A 20,248-nucleotide genomic window follows, 5' to 3' on the forward strand; every position below is an offset into this window, starting at 1 on the left:
CTCCATTTCTTAATTATTTCTTTTTCTGATTTATTCTTCGCTGCCGTTTTTTAATTTTATCCATTTCCCATTGCATTTTCTTTTTATAGCCTGGTTTTACTTTTTGCGGCTTTTTAACAATGGATTTGGCAAGTTTGTCGGCCTCATCTTCCTGCCTTACCCGAGTTTTTCGTTTATTCCGTTCATCCGATTCCACAAATCCTTCTTTTTTCAAATCAACATACTTAAACTGAATACCCATTTTTTCTAACCGATTTAAAGCATCTTCATCAGATAATTCATAAATGGTCAAAGCAACTCCTGTATTTCCTGCTCTAGCCGTTCTACCGACCCGATGAATATAAAAATCTAAATCTGAAGGCAATTCATAATTTATGACATGACTAATCCCTTCGATGTCAATTCCCCTTGAAGCAAGATCGGTTGCTACGATGTATTGATACTCCAAATCCTGAATTTGCTTCATCATTTTTTTCCGTTCACGCGGATTCAAATCTCCGTGAACCCGTCCTACTTTTAAGCCTTTTTCATTTAAAAACCTGGCTACTTCTTCCGCCATTTTTTTTGTATTCGTAAAGACGATTGCTAAATAAGGATTGTACGCAAGCAGAGCGTCATGAACCAGCTGCTTTTTATTGCGATGTCTTGAAGGTAATAAAAAGTGCTCTAAATTTTGCGCTGCCTTTTGTTTTGCTTCAATTTGGATGGTTTTTGGATTTTCCATATATTTTTTAAGGAAGGGCTTTAACTTTTCCGGAATGGTAGCTGAAAATACTAGCATTTGCAGGTTCTCAGGCATCCTAGCCGCCACACGATCTAAATCTTCGATAAACCCCATGTCTAACATCATATCCGCTTCGTCCACGACGAGAATTCCTGCTGTATGAACAAAAAGGGCTTGATCTGCAATGAGGTCATTGATTCTGCCTGGAGTCCCCACAACAATATGTGGTTGTACCTTTAATTTTTCGATAGTGCGCTGCTTGTCCGTTCCGCCAATATAACATCTTGTCATGATTGGCTGTTCCGGATTACAATGTTCGGTGATTTTCAGGATTTGATGATAGATTTGCGATGCCAGTTCCCTAGTCGGTGCTGTAATTACTGCCTGGACCTCCTGCCGCTGAGGGTTGATTTTTTCGAGGATTGGCAGCACAAAAGCAAGTGTCTTTCCCGTACCAGTCTGAGATTGACCAATAGCACTTTCTTCTTTTAATACTAATGGAATCATCCGTTCCTGGATTTCTGTCGGCTCGTAAAATCCAAAATGATTAATGGCTTCTATAATAAACGGTTGAAACTTAAAACGATCAAAACGATTTTCTTTCATGTAATTGCTCCTTAATATAAAAATAATCTAATGACTATGGAGTAGTTTTCTTTGTTTAGCAAGAGCTTCCACTTTAATATCCATCATGCAATTATATTAAAGATTCCTGCAAAACACCAGTATCTTTCCTATTAGTATCATTTTTTACCTATTGGGAACTTTTAAACAACTAAATTTGTTTTTGTCCTGTGTATTATACCTAAACCAATTTATTATAAATGCATACCTTAATTTATAAGGGTTATTAGAAAAGCGGAAGCGCCTTGACCAGGGAAAAAATGAACTGCTTTTTTCCTAGGGGCGACAAGCATAAGACGAGCCGGCGGAAAGGTTGCTTTATCCCTTTCCGATGGCTTGGCTTATGACCAGAGAACCCTAGGCGCTGGAGCTGGACAATTCTCAAAGTCGAATGAAAAATATCCTGATAATATCAGAAAGGAGGCTAAAAAAATGCAGCCAAGACCAAGATTCCCCATGCAGGGAGGAATGGTTCCGCAAATGATGCAAGGTCCGTTCGGCAGCGGTGGTCCAATGATGGGGGCAGGTCCTAACCCCTTTGGTGGGAGCGTCCCGATGATGGGACCATCTGCAAATCCTTTTGGCGGAAGAAATCCCATGATGGGTGGAGCACAAATGAATAGGGGTGGTGGCGGCCTACTTTCGAATCTTCTCGGAGGAGGAAATCAAGCTCGCGGAATGATGGGAATGCAAGGAGCTGGACGTGGAGCTTCAGGAGGCGGCGGTGGCGGCCTACTTTCGAGACTTCTCGGAGGAGGAAATCAAGCTCGCGGAATGATGGGAATGCAAGGAGCTGGACGTGCGGCTTCAGGAGGCGGCGGTGGCTTACTCCAATCATTAAGTAACCCTGGTGGGCTTACAAACATTCTCAACAATACCCAGCAGGTTTTGAAAACAGCGCAAACCCTTGGTCCAATGGTTCAACAATATGGGCCATTAGTGAAAAATCTTCCGGCCATGTGGAAACTGTATAGAGGACTAAAAAATTCTTCAAAAAGCACGGATGAATCAACTGATAATAAGGATACAACCACTGAAGCAGCAATGGAAGAGTCATCAAGCACGGAATCAAGTGAATTGGAGACTTCTAAAAAGAATACGACACGAAAAAAGAATCAACAGCCAAAAACGAATAGCAACAGGCAGCAGAAAAAAGGAGCCTCTGTTCCAAAATTGTATATTTAATAAAAAAGCACATAAGATTTCAATTACTGAAATCCCATGTGCTTTTCTTTTTGGCACTGTTACACTAGTTGTTGATTTCAACAACTGCCTTTAACATAGCCTTTTTTTTAAAGTTATTTTTCTTTTTTCACTTTAGGTAAAATTTTGCTTAATGGTACATTTCTGCGTCGTTCCCATGTAGCTGGATTATTGGGATCAAATTGTTCAAGGAAGGTGATGACTTCCTTTGTAATCGGGGTTGGCGTTGAGGCCCCAGAAGTTACGGCAACGTTTTTAGCATCTATTATCCAGTCAATTTCCAGTTCCGTTATATCAGCAATACGGTATGCTTTAGTTCCTGCAATTTCTTCAGAAACCTGTGCCAACCGGTTCGAATTATTACTTTTCGGATCACCGACCACAATTGTAACATCTGCCACAATTGCCTGTTCTGCTACAGCCTCTTGACGCACTTGAGTGGCAAGACAGATTTCTTTATAAGCCTCAGCATGCGGAAATTTTTCCTGAACCTTCTTCATAGTATCAGCAACATCCCATTGGCTCATCGTGGTTTGGTTCGTAACAATTAGTTTGTCACAATCAAGATTCAATGCTTCCACATCGCTTGGAGATTCAACAAGGTGGACTTGTCCAGGTGCTACGCCAACAGCGCCTTCCGGTTCAGGATGTCCTTTTTTACCAATATAAATGACTTGGTAGCCCTGTTTTGTTTTTTCTTCAATCAAATCATGGGTTTTTGTTACATCCGGGCACGTTGCATCAATTGTGACAAGCCCTTTCTGTTTAGCCATCTCTCGGACTTCTGGAGAGATTCCATGAGCTGTAAAAATGACAGTCCCTTTATCTACTTTTTCTAAAATATCTTTTCGGTTTTTCCCGTCAAGTGTTATGATGCCTTCTTCTTCAAATGCATCCGTAACATGCTTATTATGAACAATCATTCCCAATATGTAGATTGGGCGAGGTAATGATTTATCTAAAGCGGCATTTCTTGCAATAACCATTGCATCAACAACACCGTAGCAGTAACCGCGTGGCGATATCTTAATTATCTGCATATTAAAAAGTCCTCCTAAAAGACTATGATTCATAAACTATGTATTTATTATATAAAACTAATAGAGATAATACAAAGATACATATTTCCTGTGCATCTTTTTAAAGCGGCTTCAGTTGCATAAAAATGTCCTTCATCAAGTAGATAAAGGACAACTTTATTAGTGGACTTTAGATAAATTGGAAAGGGTCTGTGTTTTCTTCTGAAGGGAAAATTTCGACTTCATAGCCTGCCTCTTGGCACCGTTTCTGTAATGTATCCGTAAGCCCTTTTTTCATAATTTTTTCGACATTATGTCCAGGGTCTATCATGTTTAAGCCCTGCATCATAGCGTCATGTGCCGTATGGTAATAGATGTCTCCTGTTACGTACACATCTGCCCCTTTGAATTTTGCATGACTAAAATATTTGTTGCCGTCCCCGCCTAATACTGCCACCTTTTTTACTTTCGAGCTTAAATCACCAACCACACGCACTGTTTCTACCTCAAGCGCTGATTTTACCCGTTCTGCAAACTCAGCTAAAGTCATTTCAGCAATTTTCCCGATTCTTCCAAGGCCAAGAACTTCACCTTTATTTTCCAATGGATAGACATCATAGGCAACCTCTTCATATGGATGAGCTTTAATCATGGCCGTGATGGTCTTCTTTAACAGTGGTTCAGGAACAATCGTCTCTATTCGAACCTCATTAACAGCTTCAAGCTGACCAGTTTGCCCGATATAAGGATTAGTGTTTACCTCAGGCATAAATCGTCCTGTTCCATCTGCGGAAAAAGAGCAATGGCTATAATTCCCGATATTTCCTGCACCAGCAACGCCTAGTGCTTCTCTAATGGCATCAGCATGTGTTACTGGAACAAAAACGACTAACTTCTTAAGCGGAGTATCCTGGGTGGGAACCAACACTTCAGCTTCCTGCAAACCTAAAGCTGATGCCAGCAAATCATTCACGCCGCCTTTTGCCACATCCAAATTTGTATGTGCCGCATACACGGCAATATCATGTTTTAATAATTTTTCAATCATCCGTCCTTGAACTGTGTCAGTATTGATATTTTTTAAAGGGCGAAAAATCGGAGGATGATGGGCAATAATTAATTGGACATTTTTTTCAATCGCCTCATCAATGACATTTTCGAGTACATCAAGTGCAATCATAACTCGTTCAATCTTTTTATTTAAACGGCCGATTTGCAAACCTATCTTATCGCCTTCCATCGCCAGGCCTTTCGGTGAAAATTGTTCAAAAAGCTGAATAAGTTCATGACCATTTGGAGTTTTCATCGAGCAAAAACCTCCTCAACCATTTTAATTTTATTTAATAGCTCTTCTTTTTTTTCAATTGTCTCCTGTGTTTGGGCTGCATTTTCAAGCTGTTTGTAAATTTTCAGCCAATTGTTTTTTTCAGCCTCCCACTTTTTCCAAAAAGCTTCGTTCTGGTTTTGGAGAAGGAATGGACCCATTAATAATCCTAAATCCAGGTTTGACGAATAAGACTTTAAAGGATTACCTTGTTCAGCCACAAGCACCTCATAAATCTTCCCATCTTCCTCCAAAATTTCTTCAGCAATTAGCTGCCAATTGTTTTCAAGAAACCACTTTCGAATAGAATTTGCACTAATGTTCGGCTGCAGTACAAGACGCTTAACGGTGCTAAGCTTATCTTTTCCATTTTCTAAAATACTTGCGATTAATGCACCGCCCATTCCAGCAATAGTAATGCAATCAACTTCTTCAGGACGGATGACCTCAAGGCCATTTCCCAACCTAACGGATATGACTTCCGTGAGCCCCTCTGACATTACGTTATTTTTAGCAGACTTAAACGGCCCTTCCACTACTTCACCGGCAATCGCGAAGGGTATACTTGTGTTTTTTGCTAAAAAACAGGGCAAATAGGCATGGTCGGATCCAATATCTGCCATCCTTGCGCCTTCAGGTACATATTTTGCTACAGCTGCCAAACGAACTGATAATTTATCTGTATTCATAAATTCCACCACTTTTATCTGTATGTATTTCATTTAGTATATAAAAAAGTCCTTTACAGATGCAAAGGACTTTTTTATATGTAACTTGATTACTTAATCTTTGATACCCAATCTGCCATTGCAGCAGCTTGCTCTTCTGGAACTAGGCCAGGAGGCATATTTCCTTTACCTTTTGTAATGACAGTCATAATTTCTTCCTTAGATATTTTGCTGCCAATACCTTTTAATGATGGCCCTACAACCCCTTGATATTGGTCGCCGTGGCAGCCTATGCATGTTTGTTTATAAATGTCTTCTGGATTAGTTGCAGCCACTTCCGTTTTCTCATTGCCGCCGCCTTCGCCTTTATCCTTAGCGACTTCTTTCATATCACCAAGACCTTTGAAAGACAATAGAAACATTAGTCCGATACCAAAAACCATGATGATAATAAAAGGAATAACCGGATTTTTCTTCAAGATAATAACCTCCCTTATGTACGAATACCTTGTAAATAATAAAATGTCTACAAACAACTATTATTTTACTTGAAAATGAACAGAAGGAAAAGCCCTAAACTTATTTTATCACTATAATCTTTGTAAAAAAGAGAAAAGAGACTAAAAACAATTAAATCTTCTGTTCAGTCTCTTTTTATATTCCCCTATTTATTTGTTAACAACCAATTAATCTTGAAATAACCATTCTTTGTACTTCAGAGGTTCCTTCACCAATTTCAAGAAGCTTGGCATCACGCATCATGCGTTCAACTTGATACTCCTTCATATAGCCATACCCGCCATGAATTTGTACGGCCTGATTCGTTACCTCCATACAAATTTCAGAGGCATATAACTTACACATTGCTGCTTCTTTAGCAAAAGGTCTTCCTTGATCCTTTAACCATGCCGCTTTGTGAACCATATTACGCGCCAACTCAATTTTCATAGCCATATCTGCTAATTTAAATTGAATTGCTTGGAAAGAAGAAATGGATTTACCGAATTGTTTTCTTTCCTTAGCATAAGCGAGCGCCTTCTCAAAAGCCCCCTGAGCGATCCCTACAGCCATTGCTCCAATACCAATCCTGCCGCCATCAAGAGTAATTAAAAATTGCTTAAAGCCTTCTCCACGTTTCCCCAAAAGATTTTCGACTGGAACCCTTACATCCTCGAGAACAAGCTCCGTTGTATTTGATGCATTCAAACCCATTTTTTCATAGTTATCAATTACGGAAAAACCAGGTGCATTCGTCGGAACGATAATCGCGCTTATCTCTTTTTTTCCGCCAGATTCACCAGTAATTCCCGTTAAAGCTAAATGGTTTGCATAGCTAGCATTGGTAATAAAACACTTATTACCGTTAATGATAAATTCACCATTTTCCTCTTTAGCTGAAGTTCTAGTGCCTCCTGCATCTGAGCCAGCGTTCGGTTCAGTTAGACCAAAAGCTCCAAATGACTCGCCCGTACAAATGGGGGTCAAATATTTTTGTTTTTGCTCTTCGGTTCCAAATAAGTATAGCGGTGCCCCGCCTAAGGAAATGTGCGCAGAATAGGTAATACCAGTTGACGCGCAAACCCGGCTTAACTCCTCCGTAACGATGGCAAAGCTAACAGTGTCGGCACCGCCTCCGCCATATTTTTCAGGAAAAGGAAGTCCCATAATTCCCATATCAGCCAATTTTTTAAATATTTCTACTGGAAATTGTTTTGTTCGATCACGCTCTATCGCTCCAGGTGCTACTTCCTCATCAGCAAACTGGCGAATCATCCGTTTTATCATTTCTTGTTCAGATGTTAAATCGAAATTCATGTCCATCCCCCTAAAACAAACTTTTGTAATCGCTTTCTTTATTATTATACGGGGATTCATTTGAATTTCTCAACAATTAAAAATTTTTTAAAATATTATATTATCCGAATATAATGAAGCAAAAAGGCTGTTTTTTATAAAAACTGGGGTTTATTTGTACTATTTTCATCATAAAAACAAAATTAATCTCTTTCTCACGAAAACAAAATCAAATTTTTCCCAGCAACAATTTCATATGCCTATTTGCAAAATGAGAGACAATTCAGTAAAATAAATGAAAACAGAGTAAGTGCTTACATTTCCTTTTGTTTAAAAAAAATAGTTTACTTCCGTTAAGAAGTAAACTATTTAAAAGTATATTTTATTCTAAAAAGTCCTTTAACCGTTTGCTGCGGCTAGGATGACGTAATTTTCTTAAAGCTTTTGCTTCAATTTGACGGATACGCTCACGGGTTACGCCAAAAACCTTGCCAACCTCTTCAAGTGTACGAGTTCGGCCATCATCTAACCCAAAGCGAAGGCGAAGAACATTTTCTTCTCGATCCGTTAATGTATCAAGTACATCTTCAAGCTGCTCTTTTAAAAGCTCATATGCTGCATGTTCTGACGGTGAAGTAGCATCCTGATCTTCAATAAAATCGCCAAGATGAGAATCATCCTCTTCACCAATCGGTGTTTCTAAGGAAACAGGTTCTTGGGCAATTTTTAGAATTTCCCTTACTTTATCCGGCGTTAAATCCATGTCTTCACCAATTTCTTCTGGTGTTGGTTCGCGGCCAAGGTCCTGAAGTAATTGACGCTGCACTCTAATTAGCTTATTAATCGTCTCTACCATATGAACTGGGATACGAATCGTTCTTGCTTGGTCCGCAATCGCACGCGTAATCGCCTGACGAATCCACCAGGTAGCATAGGTACTGAACTTAAACCCTTTTTGATAATCAAATTTTTCTACAGCCTTAATTAATCCCATATTGCCTTCCTGAATTAGATCAAGGAATAACATCCCACGGCCTACATACCGTTTGGCGATGCTGACAACAAGTCTTAGATTAGCCTCTGCAAGGCGTCGTTTGGCTTCCTCGTCACCTTGCTCAATACGAAGCGCCAACTCTTTTTCCTCGTTAGCGGAAAGTAGATCAACCCGGCCAATTTCCTTTAAATACATGCGGACTGGGTCATTGATTTTTACTCCTGGAGGAACACTTAAATCGTTTAAATCAAATTCTTCATCATCTTCCTTGGACAGATCCTTTATATTAGGGTCTTCCTCGTCACTTTCACCGACTAATTCTATTCCCTGATCACCTAGAAAATCATAAAATTCATGCATTTGATCAGATTCTAATTCAAAATTAGCCATTTTTTCGGCTATATCATCATAGGCCAGGACGCCGACTTTTTTGCCCATTTCTGTTAATTGATCTTTCACTTGTTCAAGAGTTAATTCATTCTCGGCCTCTTTTGAACGGGCTGATTTTTCTGCAGCCATAAGGGGGTCCCTCCTTCCAAAATCAAAGACACATAAAAATTATTTAAAGCGATTTACGCAATTGGTTAATTTCAATTGCAATGACAGCAGCTCTGCTAAAATCACTTTGTCTTTCAGCTTCTTTTAGTTCTAATTCTTTTTCTTTTATTTTTAACAATTTTTGATAATTCAACACCTGTTTGATATAATCAGTTAATTCTTGGTTGCTTAACTCATCATTTATTGACATCATTTCAATATTAGCAACCATTCTCCTAAGATTTTCATCTTGAATATAGGTTAAAAATGCGCTCGAATCAGGTTCTGACTGATTTTCATAAAATCCCAATAGATATGTTATTATTGCCTGATGTTCATCAATATTAAACGTGTTCCCTTGTAATAATTCCTGAACCTTGTAAGCAACATCACGATCCTTTAGCATATGGGCAATTAAGCGCCTTTCTGCAGTGTAATAAGCAGGCTTTATTTCATCGACTGGCCTTTTTATTACGATCGTCTTACTAATATTTTGATTTTTCCCGGTTGACTTTCTTTTCTCTGAAAAGAAAATCTGCTTTTGCTGTTCTCTTAGCGCATCTAAAGAAAGCGAAAATTCAGCCGCAAGCTGCCGTAAATAATGATCCCTTTCAACAGCCTTCGTTAATTTGCTAATTTCTTTGATTATTTCTTCGATATAGGCAAGTCTATCTCCTTCAAGCTGAAGATTTTTTCCCCTTCGAAAGTAATTAAACTTAAAAGCCATCCAGGTTAAGCTGGCACCGATAACTTCTTTTTGAAATTTTTCAGGACCAAACTTTTTAATATATTCATCCGGGTCCATACCATCAGACATCATGGCTACTTTTATTTGAAAGCCAGCTTCGTTAAGGTGAATACCCGCACGGTAGGCAGCCTCAATACCAGCCTTATCGGAATCGTAACAAATGGTTACGGACTGGACACTTTGCCTTAAGAGGGCAATATGATCATCTGTTAGGGAAGTCCCCATGGTGGCGATGCCATTTTCCACACCAGACCGATCTGCAGCAATTACATCAGCGAATCCCTCAAAAAGGACAGCTTGCTGAATTTTTTTTAGACTTGGTTTTGCTTGATGATAATTGTATAATATTTTGCTTTTATTAAAGATTGCCGTTTCAGGACTGTTTAAATATTTAGGCTCATCAGGTCCCAGTGATCTTCCAGAAAAGGCAATCGGATTTCCATTCCGATCAAAGATTGGAAACATAATCCGATCTCTAAAACGATCAAAATACGTCCCATCCCGTTCACGTTTGATAATCAAACCGGCCCTTTCCATCCATTCGGGTAAAAAATCCCGCTTTGATAGGAATTTCGTAACGAAATCCCAAGAATTTAAGGAATAACCAATTTGGAACTTATCAATCGATTCACGGGTAAATCCTCTGCCTAACAAGTATTCCAATGCATGCTGGCCTTCCTTTGTATTTACCAGCAAGTGATGGTAGAATTTAGTTAACAGCTCATGAGCATCAAGCATTGCTTGCAAATCTTTTGCAACTTTTCTCTCGCCGCGAGCTCCTGCAAGATTTATATCAAGATCGATATTTCCTTTGCCAGCGAGCTTAATGGCAGCTTCTTGAAATGTGATTCCTTCAAGCTCCATTAAAAAAGAAAAAACATTTCCGCCAGCACCACATCCAAAGCAATGAAAAATTTGTTTGTCGGGTGATACTGAAAATGATGGTGTGCTTTCACCATGGAAAGGACATAGTCCGAAGTAATTTCGACCTTGTTTTTTCAGTTGTACATAATCGCTGATGATTTCAACTATATCAACTGTCTGACGAATTTGATCAATTTTTTCTTCGGCAATACGCTCCGCCATGGAAAACAACCTCATTTGTTCTTACATAAATTCTGCGTTGATTAACTAAATTCCTGCAAATTTCGACAAATTTTTCGTTAATTCCATCATGAATTATCCTGAGTAATGACTATGTCCCCATTTTTGAATGGTTCATAATGAATAAATCCGCAGCTTCCTTTCCAGAATCAACATATTTCCAAGTTGCGTATGTAATCTTATTATTAACAGGTGACATAGGAAGCAACAAAAAGAACTTGTGCAGGAAATTTAGAAGCTATTTCGACAATCTCCTCTTTTACCGGGCAGGAATCTGCAACGACAAAAACAGTTGAAATGCCTTTTATATTAGTATTAATTCTACATTACTCCGCATATTCCTTCTTTAGCTATTAATTTTATAAAAAAGGATTTATGTCGAATTTTTTCAGGAGATTTTACAGGGACCTACTTGACATCTAACAATAAATAGTTTATTCGTTCACATGCAAGTCTAAACCTAAAAAGTATATTTTTATCACAATTTTTTATTATAGTACAATTAATATCATTTTGCCATAACTTTTTTATTTTCTTTTTTCAATAAAAAACACATAATCTTATGACTATGTGTCAGGGTCTGCCTTTTTGAATATAATTTAAAATAATATTGGCAGTTTCTTCAACAGCTTTATTGGTAACATCGATGACAGGACAATTGATTTTTTTCAAGACCGAGTCAAAAAAGGTCAATTCCTCTTTAATCCGATCAATATTTGCGTAGCTTGCCTTATCGTTTAGTCCCAATGAAATCAATCGTTCTCTTCTTATATTGTTTAATTTTTCCGGGCTGATTTTTAAGCCAAAGCATTTTTCAACTGGTACCCTGTAAAGCTCTTCTGGCGGGTCTACTTCTGGTACAAGAGGCACGTTGGCCACTTTTAAACGCTTATGGGCTAAGTACTGTGATAGAGGAGTTTTAGAAGTTCTCGAAACACCAATTAAAACGATATCCGCTTTAAGGATGCCCCTTGGGTCACGCCCATCATCATACTTTACTGCAAATTCAATTGCTTCTACCTTTTTAAAATAATCCTCATCAAGTTTCCTAACAAGACCTGGTTCACACAGCGGAGTCTTTCCGCTAAAGGATTGAATTTGATCCATAATTGGGCCAATTAAATCAACAGCAATTATCCCTTCCGCAGAAGCCCTTTCTGTTATATATGTACGCATTTCTGGTTTGACTAGAGTAAAAGCAACCATTCCTTTATCAAGAGAAACAAGTGAGAGCACCTCATCGATATGTTCCTTGTCTTCAACATATGGGAACCTCTTTAATGTCATTCCGGACCCATTAAACTGGCTAATTGCCGCTTTCGTCACTAGTTCCGCTGTTTCCCCGACGGAATCAGAAACCACGTAAATGATTGGCATACTCATTCTTCCAAATCCACCCCTCTTTTTATTCATCACCTAATGTAACAAAGGCCTTCGTTATGTTTGTTTTCGTAATTCGCCCGATTACTTCAAAACCTTTATCTGTTTTTCTTACTACTGGTAAGGCATCAATTTGTTTTTCAATTAATTTTTTGGCAATATCAATTAAAAGATCATCACGTTCACACATGGTAATATTCGGCATTCTAGTCATGATGATATTGACTGGGATGGTGGAAAGCTCTTGTTTTCCGATACTTGCCCTAAGCAAATCTTTTCTCGATAATACCCCAACTAATGCCGAGTTATGGTCCACTACAAATAATGTACCCACATCTTCAAGGAACATTGTGCAAATAGCATCATAGACGGAAACATTTTCGCTCACCACAACTGGAATGGACTGATAATCCTTAACATAAATTTTTTGCAGATTTTCAGTCAGCAGCTGTGCTCCAGATTTCCCAGTATAAAAATAACCGACTCGCGGCCTGGCATCTAAATAGCCAGCCATCGTTAAAATGGCAAGGTCAGGTCTTAATGTCGCTCTTGTCAGGCTTAATTGGTCGGCGATATGTTCACCTGTTATCGGTCCTTTTTCCTTAACTATTTGCAGAATATGTTCCTGTCGCTTGGTCAGTTCGATTGTGCTCACCACCTTATACAAAATCGTTATACTTTTATACCAATATTATATACCAGTTAATTTTCTTTTGAAATTAATACAGTCGTTAAAATATACATTAAAGGTGCGGCAGCCCGCACCTTTTTCATTGTCCAGCTACAGCGCCTAAACGCTTACGCTGTTCTTTTAGAACACCATTTTCTCTTGTAAGAAGCTAACAAGCTCTGAAATCGGAATACGTGTTTGCTCCATTGTGTCGCGATCTCGAACTGTTACCATTTGATCTTCTTTGGAATCAAAGTCATAAGTGATACAGAACGGTGTACCAATTTCATCATGACGGCGATAACGTTTACCAATTGATCCTGCTTCATCGTAATCCACTGAAAAATGCTTAGATAGTGCAGCAAAAACCTCTCTAGCCTCATCCGATAATTTTTTCGATAACGGTAATACTGCTGCCTTAAAGGGAGCTAATGCCGGATGAAAATGCATGACTGTTCTTGTTGTGCCGTCCTCAAGCTGTTCTTCATCATAAGCATCGATTAAGAAAGCTAAAGTAACACGGTCAGCACCTAAAGATGGCTCAATACAGAACGGAATATATCTTTCATTTGTTTCAGGATCGATATAGTTGAAATCTTCTCCTGAGAATTCCATATGCTGTTTCAAATCATAATCAGTTCTTGAAGCCACACCCCATAATTCTCCCCATCCAAACGGGAATTTAAATTCAAAATCGGTTGTAGCATTACTGTAATGAGAAAGTTCGTCTTCAGAGTGATCTCTAAGTCTTAAATTTTCTTTATTAAGCCCCAATGAAAGCAGCCATTGTTCAGCAAATTGCTTCCAATAGTTAAACCATGTTAATTCCTCACCAGGTTTACAGAAAAACTCAAGCTCCATTTGTTCGAATTCTCTTGTACGGAAAGTAAAATTACCTGGTGTAATCTCATTCCGGAAGCTTTTCCCGATTTGTGCGATACCAAATGGCAGCTTCTTTCTCATTGTCCGTTGCACATTCTTAAAGTTAACAAAAATACCTTGTGCAGTCTCTGGGCGTAAGAAAATTTCATTCGTGCTTGATTCGGTCACACCTTGGAAGGTTTTAAACATAAGATTGAATTGACGGATTCCAGTAAAGTCATGGCTTCCGCAGTCCGGGCAGGCGATATTATGCTCTTTAACCAACTCTTCCATTTTTGCAAATGGCAAGCCGTCTACAACCATTTCAATACCTTTTTCTTCAAGGGCGTTTTCAATTAATTTATCTGCCCGGTGACGGGCTTTACAATTTTTACAGTCAATCATCGGATCATTAAAGTTACCGATGTGTCCAGATGCTTCCCAAGTCCGAGGGTTCATCAAGATACTTGCATCCAAACCGACGTTATATGGTGACTCTTGTACAAACTTTTTCCACCAGGCCTGTTTGATATTGTTTTTAAATTCAACGCCTAATGGGCCGTAATCCCAAGTGTTTGCTAGTCCGCCGTAGATTTCTGATCCCGGAAAAATAAAGCCTCTGTGTTTTGCATGCGATACAATTTGCTCCATTGTTACCTTCATTTTAAAAGCTCCTTTAATAGTTTTTTCTGCAAAATAAAAAACTCTCGCCCCTATGCTTACGATAAGCATAGGGACGAGAGTTACCCGCGGTTCCACCCTATTTGCTGCTAAATTAGCAGCCTCTTTAAAATGTGTTCATTAACACAAGATTGCTTAGGAACGCCTTCGTTAGTGCCCTATACCCTAGCTTCCACTGTCCTAGGTTCGCTTTTATAGAGTTTACTAATTACTACTCTCCGTCAACGCAATTATTAATTTTAAAGAAAATATTAACTAAAAGTAGAAAAAATGTCAACAGTAACTATAATAAATTGCGAAATTGTGCCATTGAATTGAGAAACTTCTTGGTTTTAAGATGCAAACCAGAATATTCTTCATAATAAGCGGTAATAACATTTTTTAATTCTACTTTCGTTTCTTCTTTTACAGAGATATTCCCTAACCTTGAAAGATCAAAATAATAAAATAGCCGTAATAATTTCACTGCCGCTGGTGATAATTTAAAATGGTACGGATCTTTTTCAAGGCATCTGTGACAAATAAATCCGCCTTCACGAATGGAAAAAGAAAAATGCCCGTCTGTACTGCCGCAAACGGAACATTGATTTAACACTGGATACAATCCAAGAACATTTAACATTTTCATTTCATAAATATTCATAAGAATATCCGGATCATAACCTTCATTCATATAATTGAGTGTTTGATAAAGCAATTCAAAATGAAAAGGATTGGGCTTCTTTTCCTCTGTACATTTATCAGTTAATTCGACAATATAACTTGCATGAGCAGTTAAGAAAATATCCTCGCCAATGGAACGCATGGAAGAAATCATTTCACCCTGCTGCATGCTGCCTAAACCCGATCCTTTTTGAACCAAAAAATAACCATGAGTGAAAAGCTGGGTAATGGAAGAAAGGCGGCTATTTGGCTTCTTGGCACCCCTAGCCATAACACCAACCTTTCCCCATTCCCTTGTATATATTGTTACAATTTTATTGGTTTCACCATAATCTGTTGTTCTAATGACGATGCCTTCACACTTCTGAAGCATAAATGTCACCTTCTAAAGAGCGCGAAAGACTTGCTTATGAAACGGGAAAATCAATATGTGCTAGCTCTTCATCAAGATTACCGGGTATTTCTTGGTTTTCCTTCTCAAGCTCTTTAAAGAGAAGATATGTGTCAATATTCCCTGTCTGGGTAAATACTTTCCACGTAAAATCCATCATCGAAAACCCCACCTTTCATTATTTAGACTAGCCTAAAATGCAATCCCAAACCTTACAATTATCATAGCCTGCCTGCGCAAAAATCATAAGACGAAAAAATTGTTAATGTTGTCCATGCATAATCTTGTCAATTGTATAATATTTTAGTTAGGGTTATTCATCAGTATTCATCTTCATTAAAGCCATAATCACGAAGCTGGGACATCTTATTGCGCCAGTCTTTCTGGACCTTAACCCATAATTCTAAAAACACCTTAGACCCTAGAAGATTTTCAATATCTGCGCGGGCCCGCTTTCCGATTTCCTTTAACATGCTGCCTTTTTTTCCAATGATAATACCTTTTTGTGAATCCCTTTCCACAATGACTGTTGCCATGACATGAATAATATCTTTACCTTCTTTACGCTCCATTTTGTCTAATACAACTGCTAAGGAGTGTGGTATTTCTTCTCTAGTCAGGTGAAGTGCTTTTTCCCTGATTAATTCGGTAATAATAAATCGTTCCGGATGATCTGTAACTTGGTCAGCTGGATAGTATTGCGGCCCTTCTGGTAAAAAGGATTTAATTTGCGTAAGCAAACGCTCCACATTATTACCTTCTAGTGCAGATATCGGCACTATCTCTTCAAAGTTGTATTTTTCCTTATACGATTCAATAATCGGCAATAAATCATCAGGATGAATTTGATCAATTTTATTTATTACAAGAAAGATTGGAGTGCTAACTGTTTGAAACTTTTCAAGGATAAATTCTTCACCACGGCCAAATCCCTCTTCAGCATTTACCATAAAAAGAATTAAATCAACTTCTTTTAATGTATTTTGTGCAACCTTCATCATAAAATCGCCCAATTTGTGCTTTGGTTTATGAATACCTGGTGTATCAATAAAAACCATTTGGGAATCTGAAAGTGTAAGGACGCCTTGTATTTTGTTGCGGGTTGTCTGCGGCTTATCGCTCATAATAGCAATTTTTTGACCAATCACCCGATTGAGAAACGTTGATTTTCCGACATTAGGTCGGCCGATAATCGAAATAAATCCAGATTTATAGCCTTTATTTGTAATGATATTATTTTGCATGCAGATCCTCCGGTGAAAAAGCGCCAGGCAATAAATCTTCGACGGTCATTTCTTGAATATCGCCTTTTAGATTTGTTAAAACAACTTTCATCTCTTTTGGACATAATTCCGAAATAACCTGCCTGCATGCCCCGCATGGTGAACAAGGCCGCTCTGTATCGGCAACAACAGCCAGCATTTGAAAATTCCGATCCCCTTCTGAAAGCGCTTTAAAAAGGGCAGTTCGTTCTGCGCAGTTACACATACTGTAGGCAGCATTCTCTATATTACAGCCTTTATATACTTTTCCATCTGTTGTTAATAATGCTGCTCCTACTCCAAACTTCGAATAAGGAACATAGGCTTTTTCTCTTGCATTTTTTGCTTCGTCAATTAGTTGAACGATGTTCAATAGTTTTCTTCCTTTCCAGCAGAAACCTGCTGTGTCTTTATTTTACATTAAAAATCAGAGAAAATCATTAGTTGTAAATAAAAAGTAATAAAAAATTTTAAAAAGTTAGAATTTTCTCATAAATGTATTTGTCTTAAAATTTTCTTGGTGATAAGTCATTTTACCGAAATAAACTCCCCTTTTCAAATCCGTCCCTCGATTGTTAGAAAAGGCTAAAGAAATACGGTAAAAAGATTACCATCCCAATTATGACCGAAAGTATAGCATACACAAAAACTGCTCCTGCTGCCAAATCTTTAGCTTGTTTCGCAAGTGGGTGGTAATCTAGAGTTGCCAAGTCAACAACCCTTTCAATTGCGGTATTCATTAGTTCAAGCGCAAACATTCCGCCAATCGCAATAAGAATAAACAACCACTCTATCTTTGTAATGGAAAAGAAATACGATGCGAATAAAACGAATATGGAGCTGAAAGCATGAATCCGCATATTGCGTTCATTCTTAAGGGCATTCAAGATACCCGCAATTGCAAAGCTAAATGAATGGATTAGTGGAAAAATCTTTTTCTTATCTTGTGAGTCCATATTCATTTAAAATATCCTTTTGCAGCGTGAACATTTCTTTTTCTTCTTCCTCCGTCATATGGTCATAACCCAAAAGGTGCAAGAATCCATGAACAGCTAAAAAACCAAGCTCGCGCAAAAAATCGTGTCCATATTCTTCTGCCTGCTCTCTTGCTTTTGGAACGGAGATAATAATATCCCCTAATATACGAGGCATATCAGCCCCAATTAGAGCAACTTCACCCTCTCCGATCTCCTCCATCGCGAAAGATATAACATCCGTTGGAGCATCCTTATCCCGATATTCGCGGTTAATCTCCTGAATACGCTCATTTGAAACAAAAGTGACGGATACCTCACTATGGTTTTCAATGTTTTGTTTATTGGCCGCAAAATTTATTAGTCTCTCTATTTCTAGCATTTGCTCGTCTGATAATTCATTCGTTTCATCAACACTATCAATTAGTAATGTCATGCTTGCTTCACCTTCTTATTCATTTCTGGATATTCGATCCTGGAATGGAAAATTCCCTTCAACGTTTCACAAAGAGTATGGGAAACGATTTCAATTTCCTTCATTGTGATATCGCATTCGTTTAACTGACCATCCTGCAGACGGTCCGAAACAATTTTTTTTACTAATGACTCAATTAATTCAGGAGTAGGTTGTGATAAAGAGCGGACAGCCGCTTCTACGCTGTCGGCAATTCCAACTACAGCAGATTCTTTTGTCTGTGCTTTAGGACCAGGATAACGAAATTCCCCTTCCTTTATCTCTTCACCATTTTGATTCGCCTTATGATAAAAAAATTTCAAAAGCGTTGTACCATGATGCTGCTCGGCGATATCAATAATTTCTTTTGGCATATGATATTTCCTCAAAATATTTGAACCATCAATGACATGAGCAATAATGATTTGTGCACTTTTTTCCGGCGGCAGACGATCATGGGGATTGTCATGATGGATTTGGTTTTCTATAAAGAAGTTTGGCCTTTTGGTTTTTCCAATATCATGATAATAGCTTCCGACTCTGGCTAATAGCCCATTTGCTCCAATTGCTTCACAGGCAGATTCCGATAAGTTAGCGACCATCACACTATGATGATATGTACCTGGTGCCTCCATTAAAATCTTTCTTAGGAGTGGATGATTAGGATTAGATAGTTCAATTAACCGCATAGTGGACAAAATTCCAAAACTAGCTTCAAAGAACGGAAGTAATCCAATTGTTAGTACGGCAGAACCAATTCCTGAAATTAGGGCCGTAATAAAATAGTACCCATATTCCAGTCCTGTAAATTGACCATTGGGTAAATACATTAAAGCCAAAATAGTCAATAAATTGACAATTGCTGCAAATGAACCAGCTTGGAGAATTTTCGAGCGCTGATTTTGATTTGTCAAAAACAGGATTCCAGCTAAAGCACTAAAGAGGATATAAATTCCCACTGAAAAATTTAGTGAGCCAGTTACACCTTCATTAAATAAAATACTTCCGCAAACAGCAAAAATAATCGCCATCAGGATAGCTAGCTTCTCATCAATTAATATTTTTATAAGCATCCCCCCCATGGCAGCAGGGAATAGATAGCCCATCCAAGAATAATTATATACTTGGAGCATACTAATGATTTTCAAAATAAAAATCGAAAGAGTGAAAATCATGCCATACAATAACAAATAGGTTTGCCTTTTATCTGGCGCAATTTTCATTTGGTAAAAATAATAATAGATGGCAGAGAGAATAATCCCAATCAATACCATTAGACCTATGTAAGGTTTAAAGGATTCTTCATTATTAATTAAACCCACTAGCTTTAATTGCCGATAGATATCCTGGTTTATTAGTTCTCCTTCTTCCACAATAATTTGGCCCTGAAGAATTTTTACAGGTTCTACACTTTCCGCTGCCTGCTGTCTTAGCTCCTCTGTCGCAACGGGATCATAAAATTCGTTTTGAATGACAGCATATCTCCCCAATTCGATAGCAGCAAGCCGTAAATTATCATTTAAGGTTGAAAATTTTAATTCCTCTTCCACTCTTTTTTTTGCATTCTCCACATCGTCAGCAGAAATTCTTTTGGTCATCACATTATTAATTGCTGTTACGGTTAAATCCTTTGCAATCGACAACTCATCATGCCCCGCTTGTACTAAAGCAGAAAAAACCTGATCAGAAAGATCCTTAGTCACATTAGGTGTTAATTTCCCTTTTAATCGTGTTACTTTTTCTTCAACACTAGGTTCAGAAACTGCAGGCTGCTCATCAGTGGCTGCCGCTTCTTGTTTCTTCATTTCATCTTTTACTTCATCATCTACTTCAATTGCGGATTGGAAGATAGAAGTAATTAAATCAACTCGGTTTTGCGTATATTCCTTTTTTAAGGCATATACATCCTGAACTTGATCAAGAGCATCTTTTCGCTTGTTTTCTGTAGATTTCTTGTCTTCAACGGTTCCTGGGGAACGAATTGTTTTTTCAGCAACAGAAAACAGGCTTAAATCCACTTTTTCAGGTTTTACATTACTAAACATGGCGGCATATAACACAGCCCCTAAAACCAGAAAAAATAAAACTCGAAAAAAGGTTATATCGAGCAGCTTCCGGATCCGTATAAAATATTGCTGCAGTTTATCCACCCAAATCCCTCCAACCACGGCCA

Annotated in this window: 19 protein-coding genes and 1 other annotated feature; of the genes, 1 reads left to right on the forward strand and 18 read right to left on the reverse strand. The window is 38.2% G+C overall.

Features of this window, described 5'->3' with window-relative positions:
• Positions 1–13 precede the first annotated feature (13 nt).
• Positions 14–1,330 (reverse strand): DEAD/DEAH box helicase, encoded by a 1,317-nt coding sequence (locus tag ACIFOT_RS17010; RefSeq protein ID WP_430066531.1) that lies wholly within the window; start codon positions 1,328–1,330, stop codon positions 14–16.
• A gap of 450 nt (positions 1,331–1,780) precedes the next feature.
• Between ACIFOT_RS17010 and vrrA the strand changes: the two genes are divergently transcribed.
• Positions 1,781–2,533: a VrrA/YqfQ family protein gene (gene vrrA / locus ACIFOT_RS17015; RefSeq protein WP_430066532.1), complete on the forward strand. Its 753-nt coding sequence runs from the start codon at positions 1,781–1,783 to the stop codon at positions 2,531–2,533.
• Between the two features lie 113 nt (positions 2,534–2,646).
• On the opposite strand, the gene ACIFOT_RS17020 is transcribed toward vrrA, so the two are convergent.
• From ACIFOT_RS17020 to ACIFOT_RS17100, 17 genes are all read right to left on the reverse strand, one after another.
• Positions 2,647–3,591 carry a 4-hydroxy-3-methylbut-2-enyl diphosphate reductase gene (locus ACIFOT_RS17020; RefSeq protein WP_430066533.1) on the reverse strand — a complete coding sequence of 315 codons (945 nt, stop codon included), beginning with the start codon at positions 3,589–3,591 and terminating at the stop codon, positions 2,647–2,649.
• Positions 3,592–3,760: 169 nt separating this feature from the next.
• A complete protein-coding gene (locus ACIFOT_RS17025) occupies positions 3,761–4,876 on the reverse strand; it encodes a Nif3-like dinuclear metal center hexameric protein (RefSeq protein ID WP_430066534.1) in 1,116 nt (371 codons plus the stop codon).
• Positions 4,873–5,583 carry a tRNA (adenine(22)-N(1))-methyltransferase gene (locus ACIFOT_RS17030; protein WP_430066536.1) on the reverse strand — a complete coding sequence of 237 codons (711 nt, stop codon included), beginning with the start codon at positions 5,581–5,583 and terminating at the stop codon, positions 4,873–4,875. Before ACIFOT_RS17030 ends, ACIFOT_RS17025 begins: the two co-directional genes overlap by 4 nt.
• A gap of 89 nt (positions 5,584–5,672) precedes the next feature.
• Positions 5,673–6,041 (reverse strand): cytochrome c550, encoded by a 369-nt coding sequence (gene cccA / locus ACIFOT_RS17035; RefSeq protein WP_223591342.1) that lies wholly within the window; start codon positions 6,039–6,041, stop codon positions 5,673–5,675.
• Positions 6,042–6,237: 196 nt separating this feature from the next.
• Entirely contained in the window at positions 6,238–7,377 is a 1,140-nt protein-coding gene (locus tag ACIFOT_RS17040; protein ID WP_430066537.1) for an acyl-CoA dehydrogenase family protein, read from the reverse strand.
• A 361-nt stretch (positions 7,378–7,738) separates the two neighbouring features.
• Positions 7,739–8,869: an RNA polymerase sigma factor RpoD gene (gene rpoD, locus ACIFOT_RS17045; RefSeq protein WP_289988034.1), complete on the reverse strand. Its 1,131-nt coding sequence runs from the start codon at positions 8,867–8,869 to the stop codon at positions 7,739–7,741.
• 43 nt (positions 8,870–8,912) lie between these two features.
• Positions 8,913–10,721 carry a DNA primase gene (dnaG, locus tag ACIFOT_RS17050; protein ID WP_430066539.1) on the reverse strand — a complete coding sequence of 603 codons (1,809 nt, stop codon included), beginning with the start codon at positions 10,719–10,721 and terminating at the stop codon, positions 8,913–8,915.
• A gap of 591 nt (positions 10,722–11,312) precedes the next feature.
• A complete protein-coding gene (locus tag ACIFOT_RS17055; protein WP_430066540.1) occupies positions 11,313–12,122 on the reverse strand; it encodes a pyruvate, water dikinase regulatory protein in 810 nt (269 codons plus the stop codon).
• Between the two features lie 22 nt (positions 12,123–12,144).
• A complete protein-coding gene (locus tag ACIFOT_RS17060; RefSeq protein ID WP_430066655.1) occupies positions 12,145–12,777 on the reverse strand; it encodes a helix-turn-helix transcriptional regulator in 633 nt (210 codons plus the stop codon).
• Between the two features lie 153 nt (positions 12,778–12,930).
• On the reverse strand, positions 12,931–14,313 hold the full coding sequence (locus ACIFOT_RS17065) for a glycine--tRNA ligase (RefSeq protein WP_430066541.1): 1,383 nt from the start codon (positions 14,311–14,313) through the stop codon (positions 12,931–12,933).
• A gap of 66 nt (positions 14,314–14,379) precedes the next feature.
• Positions 14,380–14,565, reverse strand: a binding site (T-box leader).
• A gap of 49 nt (positions 14,566–14,614) precedes the next feature.
• A complete protein-coding gene (gene recO / locus ACIFOT_RS17070; RefSeq protein ID WP_430066542.1) occupies positions 14,615–15,367 on the reverse strand; it encodes a DNA repair protein RecO in 753 nt (250 codons plus the stop codon).
• A 34-nt stretch (positions 15,368–15,401) separates the two neighbouring features.
• Positions 15,402–15,545 (reverse strand): YqzL family protein, encoded by a 144-nt coding sequence (locus tag ACIFOT_RS17075; protein WP_430066543.1) that lies wholly within the window; start codon positions 15,543–15,545, stop codon positions 15,402–15,404.
• Between the two features lie 160 nt (positions 15,546–15,705).
• Positions 15,706–16,629 carry a GTPase Era gene (gene era, locus ACIFOT_RS17080; protein ID WP_430066545.1) on the reverse strand — a complete coding sequence of 308 codons (924 nt, stop codon included), beginning with the start codon at positions 16,627–16,629 and terminating at the stop codon, positions 15,706–15,708.
• The gene (locus ACIFOT_RS17085; RefSeq protein ID WP_430066546.1) at positions 16,619–17,020 is read right to left on the reverse strand and encodes a cytidine deaminase; all 402 of its coding nucleotides are present in this window, start codon (positions 17,018–17,020) and stop codon (positions 16,619–16,621) included. The genes era and ACIFOT_RS17085 overlap by 11 nt, the downstream gene beginning before the upstream one ends.
• A gap of 202 nt (positions 17,021–17,222) precedes the next feature.
• Positions 17,223–17,609 (reverse strand): diacylglycerol kinase family protein, encoded by a 387-nt coding sequence (locus tag ACIFOT_RS17090; protein ID WP_430066548.1) that lies wholly within the window; start codon positions 17,607–17,609, stop codon positions 17,223–17,225.
• Positions 17,587–18,057, reverse strand: coding sequence for an rRNA maturation RNase YbeY (ybeY, locus tag ACIFOT_RS17095; protein WP_430066549.1), 471 nt, complete (start codon positions 18,055–18,057; stop codon positions 17,587–17,589). The genes ACIFOT_RS17090 and ybeY overlap by 23 nt, the downstream gene beginning before the upstream one ends.
• A complete protein-coding gene (locus tag ACIFOT_RS17100; RefSeq protein ID WP_430066551.1) occupies positions 18,054–20,225 on the reverse strand; it encodes an HD family phosphohydrolase in 2,172 nt (723 codons plus the stop codon). The genes ybeY and ACIFOT_RS17100 overlap by 4 nt, the downstream gene beginning before the upstream one ends.
• Between the last annotated feature and the right edge of the window lie 23 nt (positions 20,226–20,248).

The organism is Neobacillus sp. NRS-1170 (assembly GCF_050468025.1).